Origin of the sequence: Vibrio sp. YT-16, assembly GCF_033337405.1 — a bacterium.
Classification (GTDB): Bacteria; Pseudomonadota; Gammaproteobacteria; order Enterobacterales; family Vibrionaceae; genus Vibrio; species Vibrio alginolyticus.
In genome coordinates this window covers 561,765-582,662 of record NZ_JAWOQQ010000001.1, presented here as the reverse complement: position 1 = coordinate 582,662, position 20,898 = coordinate 561,765, and the positions used below count along the sequence as shown (strand labels likewise).

12 protein-coding genes and 1 riboswitch are annotated in these 20,898 nt (G+C 46.8%); of the genes, 6 read left to right on the top strand and 6 right to left on the bottom strand.

Going from position 1 to position 20,898, the window contains the following annotated elements; all coding sequences use genetic code 11:
* Positions 1–549: 549 nt before the first annotated feature.
* Complete coding sequence (gene glpT / locus R7F07_RS02620; RefSeq protein WP_171343207.1) at positions 550–1,914, top strand: glycerol-3-phosphate transporter; 1,365 nt, start codon at positions 550–552, stop codon at positions 1,912–1,914.
* 56 nt (positions 1,915–1,970) lie between these two features.
* Complete coding sequence (glpQ, locus tag R7F07_RS02615) at positions 1,971–3,026, top strand: glycerophosphodiester phosphodiesterase (RefSeq protein ID WP_005380201.1); 1,056 nt, start codon at positions 1,971–1,973, stop codon at positions 3,024–3,026.
* A gap of 81 nt (positions 3,027–3,107) precedes the next feature.
* Here the strand turns inward: glpQ and dapD are convergent, their stop codons facing one another.
* From dapD to R7F07_RS02590, 5 genes are all read right to left on the bottom strand, one after another.
* On the bottom strand, positions 3,108–4,139 hold the full coding sequence (gene dapD / locus R7F07_RS02610) for a 2,3,4,5-tetrahydropyridine-2,6-dicarboxylate N-succinyltransferase (RefSeq protein WP_171343208.1): 1,032 nt from the start codon (positions 4,137–4,139) through the stop codon (positions 3,108–3,110).
* Positions 4,140–4,464: 325 nt separating this feature from the next.
* Positions 4,465–5,448 carry a GGGtGRT protein gene (locus R7F07_RS02605; protein WP_005391709.1) on the bottom strand — a complete coding sequence of 328 codons (984 nt, stop codon included), beginning with the start codon at positions 5,446–5,448 and terminating at the stop codon, positions 4,465–4,467.
* 23 nt (positions 5,449–5,471) lie between these two features.
* Positions 5,472–6,164 carry an iron-sulfur cluster assembly scaffold protein gene (locus tag R7F07_RS02600; RefSeq protein ID WP_005391710.1) on the bottom strand — a complete coding sequence of 231 codons (693 nt, stop codon included), beginning with the start codon at positions 6,162–6,164 and terminating at the stop codon, positions 5,472–5,474.
* Between the two features lie 259 nt (positions 6,165–6,423).
* A riboswitch (Fluoride riboswitch) is annotated at positions 6,424–6,499 on the bottom strand.
* Between the two features lie 156 nt (positions 6,500–6,655).
* Entirely contained in the window at positions 6,656–6,955 is a 300-nt protein-coding gene (locus R7F07_RS02595; RefSeq protein WP_005380208.1) for a YebG family protein, read from the bottom strand.
* Between the two features lie 128 nt (positions 6,956–7,083).
* A complete protein-coding gene (locus R7F07_RS02590) occupies positions 7,084–8,010 on the bottom strand; it encodes a LysR substrate-binding domain-containing protein (RefSeq protein WP_318110433.1) in 927 nt (308 codons plus the stop codon).
* A gap of 109 nt (positions 8,011–8,119) precedes the next feature.
* Between R7F07_RS02590 and R7F07_RS02585 the strand changes: the two genes are divergently transcribed.
* Complete coding sequence (locus R7F07_RS02585) at positions 8,120–9,094, top strand: TDT family transporter (protein WP_017636010.1); 975 nt, start codon at positions 8,120–8,122, stop codon at positions 9,092–9,094.
* Positions 9,095–9,169: 75 nt separating this feature from the next.
* Here R7F07_RS02585 and R7F07_RS02580 read toward each other — a convergent pair whose 3' ends face one another.
* The gene (locus tag R7F07_RS02580; protein WP_033905554.1) at positions 9,170–10,993 is read right to left on the bottom strand and encodes a DUF3413 domain-containing protein; all 1,824 of its coding nucleotides are present in this window, start codon (positions 10,991–10,993) and stop codon (positions 9,170–9,172) included.
* A gap of 252 nt (positions 10,994–11,245) precedes the next feature.
* Between R7F07_RS02580 and recC the strand changes: the two genes are divergently transcribed.
* The 3 genes from recC (at position 11,246) to recD (ending at position 20,886) form a co-directional block, all read left to right on the top strand.
* Entirely contained in the window at positions 11,246–14,737 is a 3,492-nt protein-coding gene (gene recC / locus R7F07_RS02575; RefSeq protein ID WP_054574838.1) for an exodeoxyribonuclease V subunit gamma, read from the top strand.
* 327 nt (positions 14,738–15,064) lie between these two features.
* Entirely contained in the window at positions 15,065–18,739 is a 3,675-nt protein-coding gene (recB, locus tag R7F07_RS02570; protein WP_171343223.1) for an exodeoxyribonuclease V subunit beta, read from the top strand.
* Entirely contained in the window at positions 18,739–20,886 is a 2,148-nt protein-coding gene (gene recD, locus R7F07_RS02565; protein ID WP_171343209.1) for an exodeoxyribonuclease V subunit alpha, read from the top strand. The genes recB and recD overlap by 1 nt, the downstream gene beginning before the upstream one ends.
* The last annotated feature ends 12 nt before the right edge of the window (positions 20,887–20,898 follow it).

The following is a 20,898-nucleotide window of genomic DNA, read 5'->3' as shown; positions in this document are numbered from 1 at the left end:
GATAGCAGTGATATAAAAAATACGCTGTCATGTTTGGACTTTTAGAAAAAATCGTCATCCCATTGGTACCAATAGGATGAGTTGAGAAGAGAATAAACGCTGTTAATGTCTTGTGTTTGTGAATCATTGCTTCGGCTTGTATTCAAATAAAAATTGTTTTTTTTATTTCGTTTGATGCTAAACGTGATCGTTTTTCAGCTTTTTAGTTATTAGTTGGTTCGGAGCGAGTAGGGCAGGCGTAAATCGCCCTTTTTATGGTTAGTTTATGTTCTAATTCGAGCCTTTGTTTCAAAGGTTTCGAATTGGAATGCTCAAGTGAGAGGTTTGAATATCAGTTTCATATTAACGAATCTTGAGTAAAGTTGAACGATGATCTAATTAATGCTCATATAATTTACTGTATTTACTTATATTTAATCCATGTGCAACATTTGTCACAGAAATAAAATCCTAACTCCATACAATTCATGAACTTTCGAACGAAGATTTATTTTGTTTCGTTCGCTCCTTTTGTGTTTTTACCATCGCATACAAAATAATGAGGTTCCTATGTTTGGAATATTCAAACCTAAGGCGCACATTGATCGTCTGTCCCCTGGCAGCATCGATAGCACCTACTCTCGCCTCCGTTGGCAACTCTTTATCGGTATCTTTGTTGGCTACGCCGGTTACTATCTAGTTCGTAAAAACTTCAGTTTGGCGATGCCTTATCTTATCGAGCAAGGCTTTAGCCGCGGAGACTTAGGTGTCGCCTTGGCAGCTGTTTCCATTGCATATGGTCTCTCTAAGTTTCTAATGGGCAGCGTTTCAGACCGCTCCAACCCTCGCTATTTCCTTAGTGGCGGCCTATTGATGTCTGCATTAGTGATGTTTTGCTTTGGCTTTATGCCATGGGCGACTGGTAGCGTCACTGCGATGTTCATTTTGCTTTTCTTAAACGGTTGGTTCCAAGGGATGGGGTGGCCTGCTTGTGGCCGAACCATGGTGCACTGGTGGTCACGTAAAGAGCGTGGTGAGATCGTTTCGGTTTGGAACGTGGCGCACAACGTGGGTGGTGGCTTGATTGGTCCACTATTTATTCTTGGCCTGTGGGCATTTAACGATGATTGGCGCACTGCATTTTATGTTCCTGCATTTTTCGCCACGTTGGTTGCTGTGTTTGTTTGGATGACGGTTCGCGATACCCCTCAGTCTTGTGGTCTGCCTCCTATTGAAGAATACAAAGACGATTACCCAGATGACTATGACAAGTCCCATGAACAAGAAATGACAGCGAAGGAAATCTTCTTCAAATACGTCTTCAACAACAAACTTCTTTGGTCGATTGCAATTGCAAACGCATTTGTTTACCTAATTCGTTACGGCGTACTGGACTGGGCACCTGTTTACCTAAAAGAAGCGAAGGATTTCTCGGTAGATAAATCGTCATGGGCTTATTTCTTATACGAATGGGCTGGCATTCCAGGAACACTATTGTGTGGTTGGATCTCTGACAAATTGTTCAAAGGTCGTCGTGCACCTGTTGGTATCTTATTTATGGTGCTAGTGACAGTTGCAGTGATGGTTTATTGGTTTAACCCTGCGGGCAACCCAACAGTAGATATGATGGCGCTTATTGCAATTGGCTTCCTAATCTATGGTCCGGTTATGCTGATCGGTTTGTACGCACTTGAACTCGCTCCGAAGAAAGCCGCAGGTACTGCCGCTGGTCTTACTGGTTTGTTTGGATACCTGGGTGGGGCAGTTGCCGCAAACGCGATTTTGGGCTACACCGTAGACCACTTTGGCTGGGATGGTGGCTTTATCATCTTAGTGGGTTCTTGTATTACTTCTATCGTGTGTTTGATGTACGCCTTCTTAGGTGAACGTGCGCACCACGAGCAAAAAGAGCGCGAGAAGGAAGCGCTAGCGTAATATTTATTTAAAGAGGCAGTGGAATACTGCCTCTTCGCTTTATCAAGGAAATAACAATGAAAACAAAGTCAGTATGTCTTACTTTTTTAGCACTTAGCCTCTCTGCTGGTGCGATTGCGAAGCCGCTTGTCATTGCGCACCGTGGCGCATCGGGCTACTTGCCTGAGCACACGCTAGAAGCCAAAGCACTTGCTTACGCAATGAAACCTGACTACATAGAGCAAGATGTGGTAATGACGAAAGACGACCAGTTGGTCGTGTTGCATGACCATTATCTCGATCGCGTAACGGATGTTGCGGAGCGTTTTCCTGATCGTGCACGTAAAGATGGTCGTTATTACGCGATTGATTTCACTCTGGCGGAAATCAAATCCTTGCGAGTTACCGAAGGGTTCAACATCGATGAGAAAGGCAACAAAGTAGCGGGCTATCCAACCCGATTCCCTATGTGGAAATCTGACTTCACCGTGCCGACGTTTGCTGAAGAGATTGAGCTGATCCAAGGCTTAAACAAAACGCTGGGTTATGACATCGGTATTTACCCAGAAATTAAAGCGCCTTGGTTCCATCGTCATGAAGGTAAGGACATTTCTAAAGCAGTACTTAAAGTCTTGAAGCAGTACGGTTACGGCTCTCAAGACGACAAAGTCTACCTTCAGTGTTTTGATGCGAATGAACTTCAACGCATCAACAGTGAACTCATGCCTGCAATGGACATGGACTTAAAGCTCGTTCAGCTTATGGCTTACACGGACTGGAACGAAACTATGGTGTACAAAGGCGACAAGGCAACACCATACAGTTATGACTGGATGTTCGAAGCCGACGGAATGAAGAAAGTAGCGAGTTACGCGGAAGGAATTGGACCTTGGAAGCCGATGCTGGTGGATGATAAGTCAACCAAAGACAATATCATCATCAAGCCGTTGATGAAGGCTGCAAAAGACGCTGGCTTGCAAGTGCATCCATACACGTTCCGCGCCGATCCAGGACGCATTCCAGCGTACACTGACAGCTTTGAAGGCATGATGGATGTGTACTACAACCAAGTAAAAGTGGATGGTTTGTTTACTGATTTCCCAGATAAAGCGGTCAGCTTTTTAAATCAGTAATCACGCATTTTGCTGTAAGCTAAAAAATCCCCCAACAGTTTCCTGCTGGGGGATTTTTCGTAGGGCTAATTCACGAATGAATTAGTTGTTTTTATGCAGTTCGCTGTTCAGTTCAACCGCGCTCTTGTTTGCAAGACACTCGATTTGACCTGTTACAGAGTTACGACGGAACAGTAGGTCAGAAACACCAGCAAGATCGCGGGCTTTCACAACTTCTACTTCTTGGCCTGCAGAATCTAGCATGCGCACTTTAGAACCAGCAGTTACGTACAGACCTGATTCGATAGTACAACGGTCACCCATTGGGAAGCCAAGACCTGCGTTCGCGCCTAGTAGAGAGTTTTCACCGATAGAAACCACAACTTTACCGCCGCCAGATAGCGTACCCATGATAGATGCGCCGCCGCCGATGTCAGAGCCGTTACCAACCACTACGCCAGCAGAGATACGACCTTCAACCATGCTCACGCCTGTTGTACCCGCGTTGAAGTTGATGAAGCCTTCGTGCATTACCGTTGTGCCTTCGCCAACGTGTGCGCCAAGACGTACGCGAGAAGTGTCAGCGATACGAACGCCAGTTGGTACCACGTAGTCCACCATTTTAGGGAACTTGTCTACGCAATCTACGCTTAGTGCACGACCCGCTAGGCGAGCTTCGATTTGACGCTCTGCTAGTTCAGGTAGGTCGATTGGACCTTCATTAGTCCATGCGATGTTGTGTAGTAGACCGAAGATACCGTCTAGTACCGTACCGTGTGGTTGAACTAGGCGATTAGAGATAAGTTGAAGTTTTAGGAAACCTTCAGCAACGCTTTGTGGCTGCTCGTCAGTTGCAAGGATAACCAGTACAAGTGGTTGTGCTGATTCTGCTGCTTTTGCTGCGAAAGAAGCGTTTGCCGCATCGCAGTTTGCTTCAAATGCTGCTGCCAGTTCTGCGCTTTGTGCTGCAGAGATCTCGATAGCTTGGTTGCCTTGCTCATAACCTGCTACTGCTGCTAGTGCGTTAACAAGCGCTTCGCTTGGGTTAAGAACTGGGTTTGGGAAAAACGCTTCGATGATTTTGCCGTCGCGGTTTTTAGTTGCCGTACCAAAGGCTAGAGAGAAGAAAGCCATAGTTGATCTCCATGTGTTGAGTCTTGTGTCTCGTCTGTTCACTGACAAGAAATAATTAAGTTGTCGGTCATCATAAAGAGAGTGTTGGGGAGTTTAAAGAGGGGAAATGGAGAAAGTCCGTAGATGGATACCTTTTGTCTTTTTAGAGATATGTTTGTCTGATGAGAAATGTGTCGCAAAAGCCTTATCAGGCCGATTTTGGGCAGAGACACAGTGAAGTGGGAGAAGGGAGCATCGCAAAAAAATAAGGGGAGGACCGAAGTCACTCCCCCTACACTGGGTTTGTTGGATTTACTGACTTTGGATAGTAAAGCGATAAATCGACTTAGAGGCTTAGCTCACCGACCTCTACTGCAAGTGCAACCGTTGCCCCTACCATTGGATTGTTGCCCATACCGATGAAGCCCATCATCGCTACGTGTGCTGGTACTGAAGAGCTACCCGCGAATTGCGCATCGGCGTGCATGCGACCCAAGGTATCTGTCATGCCGTAAGAGGCAGGACCTGCCGCCACGTTGTCTGGGTGTAGAGTACGACCAGTACCACCACCTGATGCCACAGAGAAGTAAGGCATGCCTTCACGGTTACGTTCTGCTTTGTAGATGCCTGCTACAGGGTGTTGGAAGCGAGTCGGGTTGGTTGAGTTACCAGTGATGCTCACATCCACTTGTTCTTTATGCATGATAGCCACGCCTTCACGCACATCGTCTGCACCGTAGCAAAGGATCTCACCACGTGGACCTTGGGAGAAACGGCGACGTTCTACTTCCACTAACTCACCAGTTTGGTAGTTGTACTGAGTGCGTACGTAAGTGAAACCATTGATGCGTGAGATTAGGTAAGCGGCGTCTTTACCCAAGCCATTTAGGATAACTTTCAACGGATTTTTTCGTGACTTGTTCACGTTCAATGCGATTTTGATAGCGCCTTCTGCCGCTGCGAATGACTCATGGCCCGCAAGGAAAGCGAAACAGCCACTTTCTTCATTCAATAGACGAGCCGCCAATGCACCGTGACCGATACCCACTCGGCGTTGTTCTGCGACGCTGCCTGGTTTTGTGCAGGCTTGAAGGCCTTCACCGATGATGTTTGCAGCTTCTTCAGCTGTTTTTGCTACGCGGAAAATCGCCAAAGCAGTGCCTAGCGTGTAGGCATCGGCAGCGCTTTCAAACGCGATAGGTTGAGTGTCCATCACTAGTGCTTTAGGGTCGATACCACGATCCATACAGTATTGGTAAGCCTCTTCCAGAGAAGAAAGTTGCATTTCGTCTAATGTGCGACGTACAGATTCAGTAATTGGAGTGTTCATAATCTCTTTCCTCTTGGTGGCAATTATTGTTGGCGTGGGTTGATGGTAGTTACGGCTTCGTCAAAACGACCGTAAGTCCCCGTCGCTTTGTCTGCGGCTTCTGCAGCAGATACGCCTTCGTTGATGGCTTTCATCATCTTGCCGAGGTTGAGATATTGGTAACCAATCACTTCTTTGTTTTCGTCTAGCGCGAGTTTTGTTACATAGCCTTCAGCCAACTCCATGTAACGCACGCCTTTTGCTTTGGTTGAGTAGCTAGTACCCACTTGGCTGCGTTGAGTTTGACCAAGATCTTCCAATGCCGCACCAATTTCTAAGCCGCCTTCAGAGAAAGCAGATTGCGTACGACCGTAAACAAATTGAAGGAAGATTTCGCGCATCGCGACGTTAATAGCATCACATACCAAGTCGGTATTCAGTGCTTCAAGAATGGTTTTGCCTGTTAGGATTTCTGCGGCCATCGCTGCTGATTGAGTCATGCCTGAACAGCCGATCGTTTCGATCAAAGCTTCTTCGATGATGCCGTTTTTGACGTTAAGGGTCAGTTTTGCTGCGCCTTGTTGAGGAGCACAAGCGCCAACTCCGTGGCTAAGACCAGAAATCGCGATAACGTCTTTTGGATTGATCATTGCGCCTTCAACAGGGATCGGTGCAGATGCATGAAGCTCGCCGCGTTGAATCGGGCACATTGATTGGATTTCGTGTGAATATTGCATAATGTTTTCCCAGTGTACGATATCCAGCCTATTTGTCAGTCTCAACGGCGTTGACTGCTCTTATTCGCTCCATCAAATAGAAAACTATGTTCAGGAGGTTCATGCGTTTGTCGCCTTGTTGAGTTAACAACTATTTTGGATATCTTTTTAATTTTTGAGAAAACAGGTGCGGGGTTGGAGAAGAGTTGAATTGCTCACTACAGAACTCTCGCTTTCACAACATAAGCGAAAGCACTTCCAACAGGGCTGACCTGTTTTCGTTTCTGTAGGAGTCATTAGCTTTAACAGCGGTTCGAATCTTTCGATTCCGGTGGCACCCCATCACCGGACCCATTTAGACTAGATCTAAGTCACACTAATCCGCAACATGAAATTTAGAGCAATTTGGGATATTAAATCGGTTCTTTATATTCTCAGAGATATATGGAGATAAACGGAAGGAATAAAAAAACGCCGCATAATGCGACGTTTTTTCTAAACAAATAAGAGGCTTATGCAGCGTCTTCTTGCTCGCTATCTTCTTCAACAGCTTCAAGCTTCTTTGCTTTTTTTGGTGCAGGTTTACGTTTTGCACCAAGAGCGTAAAGCACTTCTTCTTTGTTTTGCGCAAGGAACATTGCAAGATCTTCTTGCTTACCTTCGTCTTCTAGAAGTTCACTTTTACCCAGCAGTGAGAATAACTCGTCTGCCATATCCAGCATTTTGTCGTATGCGTCAGCTTCCGCTTTAGAGGTAAAAGTCATTTTCTCTTCTCCATTGCGTTCTACCACGTACTTGACGATTACAGCCATGGTTGGTCCCCTAATTTGGTGTATTGATACTGGCTTTTTATACAGTTTTTGACCAATCAAGTCTAGCGACAAGCCTCAGAATGAGAGACACGTACAACTAACTGACTAGCATTTAAACTATCTTGGTTTCACATTGCGGATTTGTCCGCCAAAGGAAGGTTTGTTGGTCGCTCCCAATCTTGGCAAAATTCGATAAACGTTTTGAGCAATGGGCTTTGATATTTCTCTTTATGAACCAGTAACCAGAAGCGACGTTTCATATCTAAAGGCATGTCGAGCAGTTTTACGCGGCCGTCACGAATAGCAGGTTCTGCAGACAAACGTGACAAACAGCCCAAGCCTAACCCTGCCGATACTGAGTTGATCAACGCTTCGGTGGTATTGAGCTGAAAAGCTTCATGCCAATGTTCCAAGCGCGGCGCGACAACGCGCATAAAAAATTCGCGTGAACCAGAGCCTGCCTCTCGCAATATCCATTCACTGTTTTCTAGCTCGGTTAAGTTTACTGGCCCTTCGTGCGCGGCTGGGGAATTGGGCGCGCAAATCACGCACATTTCATCTTCGCTAAACTGGGTAGACTGCAATTCAGGGTGAAGTGTTTTGCCTTCAATGAGGGCTATGTCTAACTCGTAATCGGTCAGCATGTCGCAGATTTGTGCGGAGTTAGAAATGAACAGACTTTGAGAACGATGGTTCGTTTGCTGACGAAATTCGCTAAGCAAATAGGGCGCGACTTGGTTGCCAATGGTGTCGCTGGCACCAATGCGAAGTTGGCCCGATAGCGCTTGGTCACCATCGAAAATGCTCTCGATGTCCTTGGCTCGGTTGAGTAATTCATCCGCCAGTGGCAGTAGTTTTTGACCTTCTTGGTTCAAAATCAGTCGGTTATTAACACGATCAAATAAGTGATGGCCGATCTGCTTTTCTAATTCTGAGAGTGCCATGCTCACTGCGGCTTTCGATAAAAAGAGACTATCAGAAGCCGCTGTGAGCGTTTTGTGCTGCGTGATCGTCGTAAACACTTTCAGTTGTTTAAGAGAAATGTGACTTGCCATACCCCACCGTTAAGTAATTCTGAACGTTTGTTTTAAATAATTAGATATATCGGAACGAAGTGCAAGCGTATTATACGTCTCATCAAGAGTGAGTCTGGTTGAGGTCATCATGATTCAAAGAACAAAAGCAAAAGTAATGGGAGCGCCAACTCCAATGGCGGGTTTGGCTCTTGGTATTGCAAGCTTGGGCTGGAGTTGGGAAAACTTCGCCGAATTACATGGCTACGGACAGTGGATTAGTGCGGGTATCGCGAGCATATTGTTGGCTATATTGGCAACCAAGTTTTTGCTACATAATCATCTATTGAGACAAGATCTTGCTCATCCGGTTGTGGGCAGCGTGGTTCCGACATTTGCGATGGGCACTATGGTGGTATCGAACTCTCTCGGCCATTTTTACCCATTAGCTGGCGATGCGCTTTGGCTGATTGCGGTGGTTTTGCACATCGTATTCTTGGTGAGCTTTGTTTACCATCGCGCCAAAGATTTTGAATTGCACCACATGGTTCCTAGTTGGTTTGTACCGCCTGTGGGTATCATCGTTGCGGATGTGTCTTTCTCTGGCAACCCTATGTTAGCACCAGTGGCACAAGGTGCATTGATGTTTGGTATGGTGGCGTACGCGATCATGTTGCCGATGATGATTTACCGTTTCATGTTTACCCATGAAATTCCGGATGCAGCAAAACCAACCATGGCAATTATGGCGGCGCCAGCAAGTCTATCATTGGCAGGGTACTTAACGGTCACTGCGACACCATCACCAGTGATCATCGCTATGCTATTTGGTATCGCGGTATTGATGACAGCCATCATATATCTCGCGTTCTTTAAATTGCTTAGACTGCCATTTAGCCCAGGCTATGCAGCGTTTACCTTCCCGATGGTGATCGGTGCGACGGCGCTGTTTAAAATGGCGAATTGGATGGAGTTGCAAGGATTGGCTGCGCACTATGTTCAACAAGTGCGAGGCTTAGCTGGTCTTGAGTTGATTGTGGCAACATTTGTTGTCTCTTATGTGGCTTTACAATACATCAACAACTTATTGATTCAGCCACGCTTGATGCACGCTCATCACGCTTAAATAGCAGATAGGAAAAAGCCTCTTGGTCTTACAACCAAGAGGCTTTTTTATTTCAATCGGCGTCGATGTTGGACACTAGCCTTTTTTGTAAAATCGCGACATCTCATCCAGAGAATGACGAATGATATCGACAGGAATTTTCTGTTCTTTCTCGACTTTTAACTGGCGATTCAGTTGCTGAGAGTGCCCGCCAGGGTTGACCACAAGCATCAGTTCTTTGCCGACCAATGCATAGTTGTAGTAGCTGCCTGCAATATACCAATCGCGAGAGGCAGAGCTATCAAACAAGTTATGACCAACGCTGTATGAACTCGTTGTGCCTTGAACGTCAAACAGCGTATTCATCATGGTTGGCACGACGTCAAAATGGGTCGTGCGGTAATCAACTTGCTCTGGCTGACGATTTGGCATGTACACGTAAAGAGGCACATGTACTTGAACGTCACTGTAGTTACCCGTGTGGCCCCAATAGTTCATCTTATGGTCGTTAAACTCTTCACCATGATCTGATGAAATCACCACAATGGTGTTGTCTAAGTCGACATTTTTCAGCACATCACCAATCAAGCTGTCGATGTAGTACAACGAGTTCTTGTATCGATTGTGGTAAAGCGAAGCGTCAAAATCGTTGTTGAGCAAAATGTGGTCAACGCGTTCCCAGTATGGTTTGAATTTCGCAAATTCAGGTTCAGGAAACACCGTGCCGTGGGCGGCATCGTAGAACAGAAAACCAAAGTACGGCTTGTCGCTGTCCTGCTTTTGGAACTCGATGAACTTGTCTGTTATCTGCTGATCGCGCTCGACAGTTGTTTCTCCAGTTTGTTTCAGGGTCAAGTCCGACACTTTTTTGAATACCGTGCGAGAAAGTGGCGGGCTGGTGAGCGGTGCTGAGCCAAAAATGCCCATGCGGTAGCCTTCTGCTTGCAGCGTATCCATAAACACAGGAGAGCGTTGACTTGCGTAAAAGCTTTCCCAGTAGGTCGCTGGCAAGCTGTAAAACAGGCTGAAAATACCCGCTTGAGTTGAGTTGCCGCCGCTCATATGTTGTGTGAAATTCACCGTTTTTTCGGCGAACTTGCTGACATTTGGCATGACTTCCGGCGTCGCATCACTGTAGCGCCACGCGTCAACCAAGATAAACAAAACATTGGGCTGTTTCTCTTTGCTTTGCACTTGAATCGGCGCAAGCGGGTAGTTGAGTGAGCTACGTTCAATGTTGGTTAACTCTACGCGGTTCTTCGATGCAATGTTCTCATCCACTAGGTCGTGTTTGTAAATAAATTTACGAGCCGTCAGCGGGTAGTAAAGTGGCCAGTTATTCGAAAACTGACTGACTTCATCGTCGTAAAGTGCGTTTTTGTACGCATGAATCATCTGCGTGCTAAGCAATACAGCAAACCAGACGCTGATCAAAACGAACTTAGCTCGGCTTTGTGCCAGTTGATTACTTACCCAAACGGTACAAGCGAGCCCGATCACCAGAACGGCAATTTCACTGATGAAGATTAGCCAACTCATCCACGAAATATCGAAGACATCATCACCACCTTCGAAAAACATACGGATTAATAGAGCGTTGATGTGAAGTTTGTATTGCTGAAAAACGAGAATATCGACTTTAAACATAATCAATAGACAGATCGCGATAGCGATCACGATGCCTTTGAATACTCGAGTCGGTAGAAAAGAGAGCAATAAACTCAACAACATAAATGGAAGAGCGATCAAGCCCAGCCAGCCATATTGAGTCGAAACCAAATAGTAACCTTGCAACAAGGTTAGCGGTTCATTCTGATTGTTAGACAACACAAAAGGATAACAAGCGATCGACAGGTACACTGCAAAGCAAGCAAAAAAAGCAATCAGCCAAGCGCTGTTGGAAGACAGTTTGCGAAACATACTTTTTGTTTGTTTATAAATTATGGGTAGAGGGAGTATAAAACAGTGTTTTTTATTATGGAATAGTTGCGACGAATGTCACATTTTGTATGGAAGTGTCAGACTTGATTGACATGTGAAAATTCAGAAGATTCATACTCTATTTGAGTGATATATAACCTTTTGTTTTTTCCGAACGCGAGATCACTGCGGGTTTAAATGGGGCTGTGCTAAGCTAGCTAACAGTTTCAATCGGCGCTCGGTATTCCCAATTTGTTTACTGTTTATCACTCCAACCAAGTTGACGTTCTTAAATCACTCCTTGTCGAACTGATTCGAATCAGTCCGCTGGAAAACCCGTTCGAAAAAGAACAAATTCTGGTTCAAAGTCCGGGCATGTCCCAGTGGCTAAAAATGGAATTGGCCAAAGAGTTTGGTGTTGCCGCGAACATTGATTTTCCGCTTCCTGCTACCTTCATTTGGGAAATGTTTACGCAGGTGTTGCCAGACGTGCCAAAACGCAGTGCGTTTAACAAAGAAGCGATGACTTGGAAGTTGATGCATCTGCTGCCGGGGCTTCTCAACCAAGACGTGTTTTCGCCGTTAGCGCAGTACCTCAAAGATGACAGTGATCACTCTAAGCTGTATCAACTGGCTGAGAAAATTGCCGATATTTTCGATGGTTACTTGGTGTATCGTCCGGAGTGGATCGCAAGTTGGGAAGCAGGGCAGAGTGTGCCAGAGCTGGAAGATGAGCATCCGTGGCAGCCGATCTTATGGCAAGCGTTGTATGATCACACTGTGTCATTAGGACAGTCTCCATATCACCGTGCCAACCTTTATGAGCACTTTATCGACACGTTAGAGAGTTTTAACGGCAATTTTGACCATTTACCCAAGCGTTTGTTTGTTTTTGGCATTTCTTCGTTGCCGCCTCGCTATATGGATGCGCTAAAAGCAATTGGTGAACACATCGACGTGCATCTGATGTTCACCAACCCGTGTCGTTATTACTGGGGTGAAGTTCGAGATCGCAAATATCTGGCTCGTTTGGCGGCGAAACATCGTCAGCACGTTGTGTGGCAGGACGATCACTCGGAAGTGCAAGGTGAAACTGAGCAACTGAAAGGATCACTGGAAGATAATGTGATCGATGAGCTGCACACCGATGTGGTCGGAAACAGTCTGTTGGCATCCATGGGTAAACTCGGGCGCGACAATATGTATCTGTTGTCTCAGCTGGAATCTCATGAAATCGAAGCCTTTGTTGATGTTGAGCGCGACAGTCTGCTCCATCAATTGCAAGCGGATATTCTCAATCTTGAAGAACATCAAGATGATCAACAGATTGAAAACAGTCATCACAAACAAGTGGTTAGCTTGGGTGATAAATCACTGAGCCTACACGCTTGTCACAGCCCGATGCGCGAAGTTGAAGTGCTGCATGATCAACTGTTGGCGATGTTCGATGCTGACCCAACGTTAAAACCGCGCGATATTATCGTGATGGTCGCGGACATCAACGCTTACAGCTCTGCGATTCAGGCGGTCTTTGGTAACGCGCCGGGTGAGCGTTTTATTCCATATTCGATTTCTGACCGAACCGCCGATCAAGAGAGCCCAATTCTGGCTGCATTTATGCAGTTGGTGAACTTACCCAATACGCGCTGTTTGGCATCAGAACTACTCGAACTTCTGGAAACTCCAGCGATATTAAAGCGTTTTGAACTCAGCGAAGATGATTTCTTACAAGCCAAACAATGGGTTGAGGAATCGGGAATTCGCTGGGGGTTGGATGCCAATACCGGACGCGAATTTGAACTGCCGGAAACTCGTCAAAACACATGGCAATTTGGTATTCAACGCATGTTGCTTGGCTACGCGATGCCAGAATCCGCTGGTTTGTTTGAAACCGAGCAAGGCAGTTTGTCTCCGTACAACGAAGTGCAAGGCATGGGCGCAGAGCTGGCGGGCAAGTTGGCACACTTTATCCAACAAATTAGCACTTATCGAAGCAAACTTTCTCATGTTCAGACTATTGATGGTTGGCGAGAGACTTTAGTTTTACTGCTGGATGACTTCTTCTCAGTTGAGTTAGAAGGCGAAATGGCGCTCAAATCCATTCGCGATACGCTCAGCCAACTCAAAGAGCAATTAGCTGATGCTGCATTTGATGATGCGTTATCGCCGTCGATCATCAGCCAATACCTTCAAAACAAATTATCTGGCACACGAGTCAGCCAGCGCTTCCTTGCTGGTCAAGTGAACTTTTGTACCCTGATGCCGATGCGCTCTATTCCGTTTAGAACCGTTTGTCTACTGGGGATGAATGACGGCGTGTACCCACGCTCCATGCCGCCAGAAGGCTTTGACTTGATGACAGGAAGAACCAAACCGGGCGACCGTTCGCGCCGAGATGATGACCGTTACCTATTCCTCGAAGCGATGTTGTCTGCACAGCAAACGCTCTACATCAGTTATGTTGGCCGTTCAATCCAAGACAACACCGAGCGAGTGCCTTCGGTTCTGGTTTCTGAGCTGATGGAATACTGTCACCAAAACTATTGTCTAAGTGGTGATGAAGCGTTGCCCGTTGATGAGTCTGGCGACAACTTATTAAATGCGTTAGTGAATACCCACGCCATGGTGCCGTTTAGCCCAAGTGCGTTCCAAGGCATGCACGCCAGCTACGCGAAAGAGTGGATTCCAGCGGCATTGACTCAAAGTAGTCAATCGCAAGGCTATGTTCGTCGTGATTTTAATCGGGCATTAGACGACTATCTGTTAGGAGCGACGTTCCCACTTGAGCTCGACTTAGTCGAGTTGCAACGTTTCTGGCGCTTACCTGTGCAGTATTTTTTCAATCGTCGTTTAAAAGTAATCTTTGAACCGCCGCTACCGGTGATGGAAGACGACGAACCCTTTGTTTTAGGTGGTTTGGAAAGCTATCAAATGCGTGATGAGCTGTTAGAAACCTTGCTTGAAACGACATTGATGCAGCCAGAGAAAAAAACAGAGGTGCTTAAACACTTTATGAGTCAACAGCGCGCGCAAGGCAAACTGCCGGTGGGGGCGTTTGGTGATATCGAATTTGAAACTAACCGAGTTCAGGCGGAAGAGCTGGTGGATAAACTGGCGTTTTTATCTGGTGCGCCTCAAGACGATTTGGAAATCGACCTGACGTTTGATTCCTTGTTTGAGCGAAATGAAGGCGAAGAGAAAAACGTTCGCCTAACAGGTTGGCTAACTCAATGCTACCAATCCGGTTTGATTCGCTATCGAAGCGGTAAGATTCGATCGCAGGATTACCTTGCAGCGTGGATCGATCACCTTGCCATGTCGGCGTCGGGTCATGCTAAGAAAACCCACATCATTGGTTACGATCGTAAAGAAGGCGCGCTGCATTTGATCTACCCAGAAATTGCCGATGTGCAGTATGCCAAACAGCTACTGACTGAATTGGTTCGCTTGTTCTTCGAAGGCATGACTAAGCCTATGCCTTATTTCCCGAAAACGGCGTTGGCTTGTGTTGAAGCGGGCTTTAGCCGCGGTCAGTGGGTCGATGACGAAGAGAAATCTTTGAAGAAAATGGCTGACGCATTCAATGATGGCTTCATGAGCCCGGGCGAAGGCAGTAATGCGTACATCTCTCGAATTTGGCCTGCTTGGAATGATGAGTTGGCCTCAGAAGTTCGTTTGCTGACAGCATTAGTACTGCAAGGTGCGCGCTTAGCGGTTCAAGACGCTGATGATGTAAAAGCGTGATAAAGAAAGTTGGATAAAGAGAAGGAAGAGTAGGGTGGCCGTCAGAAAATCATTATTTTTTGTAGGGCGTTCGCTGTACGGCCACAAGGTCAGAGGGACCATGATACTTTTGTTTAATTCATTTGAGTTGTGTCGCCAAAAAGGTTTGGCTTATCTCGTGGGGCGCATACTAACGGTACGTCTTATGGATAACCGTGAGAAAGATCTCACAAAGCTCTAAATTATCCAACTTGTTAAACATATTAATAGAATTTTTAACTATAGATCACATTTATTAGGTGATACGTCCTAGTAAATAATCCGGAGAGATTCAGCGTTATGGATCAAATGTCAGGTGCAGAGTGTCCTCTACATACGTTAGACCGCACAGAGCAACCTCAACCAACGCCACTAGAACCGATGACGTTTCCTCTGCATGGTGCGAGGTTAATCGAGGCATCAGCAGGTACAGGTAAAACCTTCACTATTGCAGGTTTATATCTGCGCCTTTTGCTTGGTCACGGCAGCGCGGAAACTCGACATCGCGTACCGCTTACGGTCGACCAAATCCTGGTCGTAACCTTTACCGAAGCGGCAACTGCGGAATTACGCGATCGTATCAGGGCAAGGATCCATGACGCGCGAATCGCGTTTGCGCGTGGACAGAGTTCCGATCCGGTGATCCAACCTTTGCTTAATGAGTTTGACGATCACAAGCAAGCCGCAGAAATTTTATTGCAGGCAGAGCGTCAGATGGACGAGGCGGCGGTCTACACCATTCACGGTTTTTGCCAACGTATGCTAACGCAAAATGCGTTTGAATCTGGCAGCCGATTTAATAACGAGTTTGTGACCGATGAAAGTCACCTAAAAGCGCAAGTTGTAGCCGATTACTGGCGTCGCAATTTCTACCCGTTGCCATTTACCGTGGCTGGAGAAATTCGCCAGCTATGGGGCTCTCCATCTGCGTTGTTGTCTGACATCAGCAATTACTTAACTGGTGCGCCGTTAAGCCTTTCTGTTCCAGCAATGAAAGGCAGTTTGGCTGATCTTCATACTGAAAATTTGAAAAAAATTGATGAACTAAAAGCACAGTGGCGAGAAAGCCAAGATGACTTCTTAACGCTGATTTCAGATTCAGATATTAACAAACGCAGCTACACCAAAAAGTCTCTGCCGACGTGGTTGGAGGCGGTAAACGCTTGGGCAGCAACGGAAACCACAGGTTACGATTATCCAGACAAGCTGGAGAAATTCGCGCAAAACGTCTTGTTGGAAAAAACACCGAAAGGCAGTGCGCCGCAGCATGCGGTATTTGAAGCCATTGAAACATTTCTTGCCAATCCAATCAGCTTAAAAGCGCCACTGCTTGTTCATGCGATTGAGCATTGTCGTGTGATGCTGGCCAACGCGAAAAATCAAAAACAGTGGCTCTCTTTCGATGACTTGCTGACGCAACTCTCTGCTTCTATCGATACGGACGAAAGCGAGCTTTTAGCGGCGCGTATTCGTACTTTGTATCCTGTCGCAATGATTGACGAGTTCCAAGATACCGACCCGCTTCAATACAGTATTTTCAGCCGTATTTATCTGAACAACCCGGAATGTGGTTTGTTTATGATCGGGGACCCCAAGCAGGCGATTTATGGCTTTCGTGGCGCAGACATTTTCACTTATATCAAAGCGCGTAACCAAGTAAGTGCCCACTACACGTTAGGAACCAACTGGCGTTCTAGCGCAGATATGGTGCAGGCGGTAAACCAAGTATTTGCTTTGCCAGACAGTCCATTTATCTATGATTCGGATATTCCGTTCTTACCTGTTAAGTACAGTCCCAATGCCGAAAAACGCATTTGGACTATGGGTGGCCAAAAGCAACCGGCGCTGACTTATTGGTTGCAAGAAGCGGACGATAAACCGCTACCAAAAGGCGAGTATTTGACTCGAATGGCAGAGGCGACTGCAAGCCAAATCCAAACTATTTTGACGCAGGCTCAACAGGGGAAAGCGTGTCTGGTGAATGGCGAAAAACAGAAAGCGGTTCAAGCGGGCGATATTGCGGTGTTGGTTCGAACAGGTAGTGAAGGTCGAATGATCAAACAAGCGCTGGCTGAACAAGGCATTGCCAGCGTGTACCTGTCTAACCGAGACAGTGTGTTTACCAGTTCAGTGGCGCAGGATCTACAGCGTCTGCTGCAAGCGGTGCTGACTCCAGAAAATGACCGTGCGCTGCGTGCAAGTCTTGCTTCTGAGCTGTTTGCCCTCGACGCAGCAAGTTTGGATGCACTTAATAACGATGAAGTGGTGTGGGAAAACGCCGTAAACGAATTCAAAGAATATCGCAAACTTTGGATTCAACGTGGTGTGCTGCCGATGTTGCGCGCGGTGATCAGCAAACGCCATATTGCCGAGCGATTACTAGAAGAAGGTGCGAGTTCACAGGGTGAAAATGGTGAGCGAGTACTTACCGATTTAATGCACATTGGTGAACTGCTTCAACACGCCAGTAATGAACTGGATAGCGACCACGGTCTGCTGCGTTGGCTCGCTCAGTCTATCAGTGATGCGGAAAACGGTTTGGGTGGCAGTGATGACCAAATCCAACGTTTAGAATCGGAACGTAACTTAGTGCAGATCGTAACTATTCACAAATCAAAAGGCTTGGAGTATGACCTCGTATTTCTGCCGTTTGTGTTCAGCTATCGAGAAGCCAGTGAAGCCAAATATTACGATGCAGCCAATGACCGCACGGTACTGGATATCACTGGCAACGATGCGTCCATGAAGCAAGCGGACAAAGAGCGTTTGGCGGAAGACTTACGCTTGATATACGTGGCACTAACGCGTGCTGTTTATGCGTGTTTTATCGGTGCCTCACCGTTGCGCAATGGCCGTTCGACCAAAGAGCCAACTGGTGTACACCGCAGTGCGATTGGCTATTTGATTCAAAATGGTCAAGAAGGTGGCATTAACGATTTGCACCAAGGTTTAACAAAGCAACAAGACGAGCTTGATTGTGTCGTTGTGGCCGATCCGCCGCAGCAACTCGAAGATAAGTACGTAGCGCCACAAGAAGAAATACACGATCTTAGTGCGAAAGAACTGCAAAACCCTATCGACAGAAACTGGCGCATCACCAGTTATTCTGGCTTGGTCAAGCAAGGCTCTCATCACGCCGAGCATGATGCCACGATTGAGATTACAGGTTTTGATATCGACTCATCTGAAGAACAAGACGAAGCGGATTTGGTGGAGCCAGAGCGTTCGATTTTTACCTTCCCTCGTGGTGCGCGTCCGGGTACGTTCCTGCACAGCCTGTTTGAGGAAATTGAATTTACTCAGCCAGCCACGACGGAAGAGAATACACAAATCATCCTTGGCTTGATGGAAAGCGAACAGCTCGATGAAGAGTGGTTGCCCATTTTACAGCAATTGATTGATACCGTACTCGCAACGCCGTTGGATGGTAAGTCTTTGCTGCTGAATCAAAAAGCACCGTCGCAACGTTTGGTGGAGATGGAGTTTTTGCTGCCGATTGAAGTTTTGTCTGCACCGGCGTTAAACCGAGTCATTCAACGTCACGATCCGTTGTCGGCGAAAGCGGGGGATTTAGGTTTCCAAACCGTGCAAGGCATGCTCAAAGGTTTTATCGACTTGGTGTTTGAACATCAAGGTAAATACTACGTGCTTGACTGGAAATCGAATCATCTTGGCGACGATGTGACGAGATACCATGGTGAGGCTCTGAAATCGGCGATGGCGGATCACCGCTACGATTTGCAGTACCAGATTTATGCGTTAGCACTGCATCGTTTCCTACGCAGCCGATTGGCGAATTATCAATATGAGCAGCACTTCGGTGGCGTGTATTACTTGTTCTTGCGCGGCATGGATGGGCAGAGTGACCACGGCATTTTTGCCGCGAAACCAACTTTCGAGTTCTTACAAGAGATGGATCGTTTGATTGATGGTCAAGCACTCGAAACGCGCTCAACTCAAGCCGGGCAGATGGAGCTACTTTAATGACGACAAATCACAATCTTCATTCTGACCAAGATAGCCTATTGGTAGTGTTGGAACGCTTGGCGCACAAAGGTGCTATTCGTCAGCTCGACTACCAATTCGCCTGTTTTATTGATTCTCAAACGCATGATGAACAGTCGGATAGTCAAGCATTGGCGTTTATCGCGGGTGTTGTCAGTAGTGAGCTTGGCAAAGGACATATCTGTCTGTCTCTGTTCGATGCACAAGGGCAATCTACGGATTTAGCCAGTAAGCTAGGGCTGTTTGGTGAGTCGGCATTGGCGCTCAACACACAGTTGCAAGACATAGACTGGATTCAAGTATTAAAAAATTCCACCGTGGTCGGCGCGCAAGGAGAAGCCTTGCCGCTGATGTTCGATGGCGAGCGTCTGTATCTGCACCGCTATTGGCATTATGAAGTGACACTGGCGGAAAAGCTCAATCAGTTGGGCGCCGCAGTTAACTTGCAACCACAAGAGTTTGTGCGATTATCCGAGTTGCTCAACCATCTGTTCGCACGCCAATACCATTTTCTGTTTAACGCGTTGGGCAAAGCAGTAGAAGCGGGAAGCAGCAACCAAGTGTTACGTCAACAATTGGTGTGTGATCACCTTGATGTGGTCGCAAGCGAATCGTTGGATTGGCACGCCATTGATTCCGTGCTTAGCAATGCGCGCAAGGTTCAGGATTTGCATCAACTGGATGAGCTGGTGCCACTTTCAGCTTGTGTGAACTGGCAAAAAGTCGCGGCGGCGGTTGCGTTAACTCGTCGATTTGCTGTGATTTCTGGTGGCCCTGGTACGGGTAAAACGACGACAGTAACCAAATTGCTTGCTGCTTTGATTGAACAGGCGACACACGAGAAAAATCTGACCATTAAGCTGGTGGCCCCGACGGGGAAAGCGGCGGCGCGATTAACCGAGTCCATTGGTAAAGCAGTGCAAGAACTGCCAGTTTCTCCGGAGCTAAAAGCCAAAATTCCGACTGAATCGAGTACCTTACATAGGTTGCTGGGCGCGATTCCTAATAGCGCAGAATTTCGTCACAACAAGCAAAATCCACTGCATTTGGATATTTTGGTTATCGATGAAGCGTCGATGGTCGATTTACCGATGATGTACAAAGTGGTCGATGCCTTACCGAAACATGCGCGGCTGATTTTGTTAGGTGATAAAGACCAACTTGCCTCAGTTGAAGCTGGGGCAGTGTTGGGTGATATCTGTTCGTTCCATGCATTGGGTTATGGCAAAGAGCAGGCGTCAGCCATCGCAAAACTGACGGGTTTCGATACTTTAGCGCATACGGGTAACAGTGCATCTAGCATTGCTGATAGTTTATGTATGCTGCAAAAGAGCTACCGATTTGACGCTCGCTCAGGCATTGGTCAGTTGGCAAAAGCGGTTAACTCAGGTTCTGCTGCGAGCGTAGATAACGTCTGGGCGCGTGACTTTTCTGACATCGAACATTTCGCGCTAAGTAGTCAACATTACAACCAAATGATGCAGACGTTGGTGCAGGAATACGGTCGTTACCTCAAACGCATTGGACAACAGGAAACTGATCCTAAAACCGGAAAGCCAGAGTCGCTAACGCACAAAGCCAAAGCGGTGTTAGATACTTTCAACCAATGCCGACTGCTGTGCGCGATCCGTGAAGGTGACTTTGGTGTGGCTGGGCTAAACCAGCGCATCGAGAAAGCGCTCGCGGCGCGCAAGTTCATTCAAGTTCAGGATGAAATTTGGTATCACGGCAGACCCGTCATGGTTACGCGTAATGATCACGGTTTAGGTTTGTATAACGGTGATATTGGTATTTGCATGCGAGATGACACTGAAGAAGAACCGCGTTTGAAAGTCTTTTTTGAGTTACCTGGCGGCAGTGTGAAATCGGTCTTACCGAGCCGAGTACCTGAACATGAAACGGCTTACGCCATGACCATCCATAAATCGCAAGGCAGTGAATTTGATTACACCCTGATGATTTTGCCACCAGACTTTAGCCCGATATTAACCCGTGAGTTGATTTACACAGGCATTACCCGCGCGAAAAAGCGTTTAGCTCTTTACGCCGAACTTAATGTTCTGAAGCGAGGCATTAAGGTGAAAACCACTCGTGCGAGTGGGTTAGTACAGCGGCTTACTAACTAAAACAAGAAGACC

Coding starts and splice junctions, on each gene's coding strand:
- glpT (WP_171343207.1), top strand. CDS start 550: ATGTTTGGAATATTCAAACCTAAGGCGCACATTGATCGTCTGTCCCCT.
- glpQ (WP_005380201.1), top strand. CDS start 1,971: ATGAAAACAAAGTCAGTATGTCTTACTTTTTTAGCACTTAGCCTCTCT.
- dapD (WP_171343208.1), bottom strand. CDS start 4,139: ATGGCTTTCTTCTCTCTAGCCTTTGGTACGGCAACTAAAAACCGCGAC.
- R7F07_RS02605 (WP_005391709.1), bottom strand. CDS start 5,448: ATGAACACTCCAATTACTGAATCTGTACGTCGCACATTAGACGAAATG.
- R7F07_RS02600 (WP_005391710.1), bottom strand. CDS start 6,164: ATGCAATATTCACACGAAATCCAATCAATGTGCCCGATTCAACGCGGC.
- R7F07_RS02595 (WP_005380208.1), bottom strand. CDS start 6,955: ATGGCTGTAATCGTCAAGTACGTGGTAGAACGCAATGGAGAAGAGAAA.
- R7F07_RS02590 (WP_318110433.1), bottom strand. CDS start 8,010: ATGGCAAGTCACATTTCTCTTAAACAACTGAAAGTGTTTACGACGATC.
- R7F07_RS02585 (WP_017636010.1), top strand. CDS start 8,120: ATGATTCAAAGAACAAAAGCAAAAGTAATGGGAGCGCCAACTCCAATG.
- R7F07_RS02580 (WP_033905554.1), bottom strand. CDS start 10,993: ATGTTTCGCAAACTGTCTTCCAACAGCGCTTGGCTGATTGCTTTTTTT.
- recB (WP_171343223.1), top strand. CDS start 15,065: ATGTCAGGTGCAGAGTGTCCTCTACATACGTTAGACCGCACAGAGCAA.
- recD (WP_171343209.1), top strand. CDS start 18,739: ATGACGACAAATCACAATCTTCATTCTGACCAAGATAGCCTATTGGTA.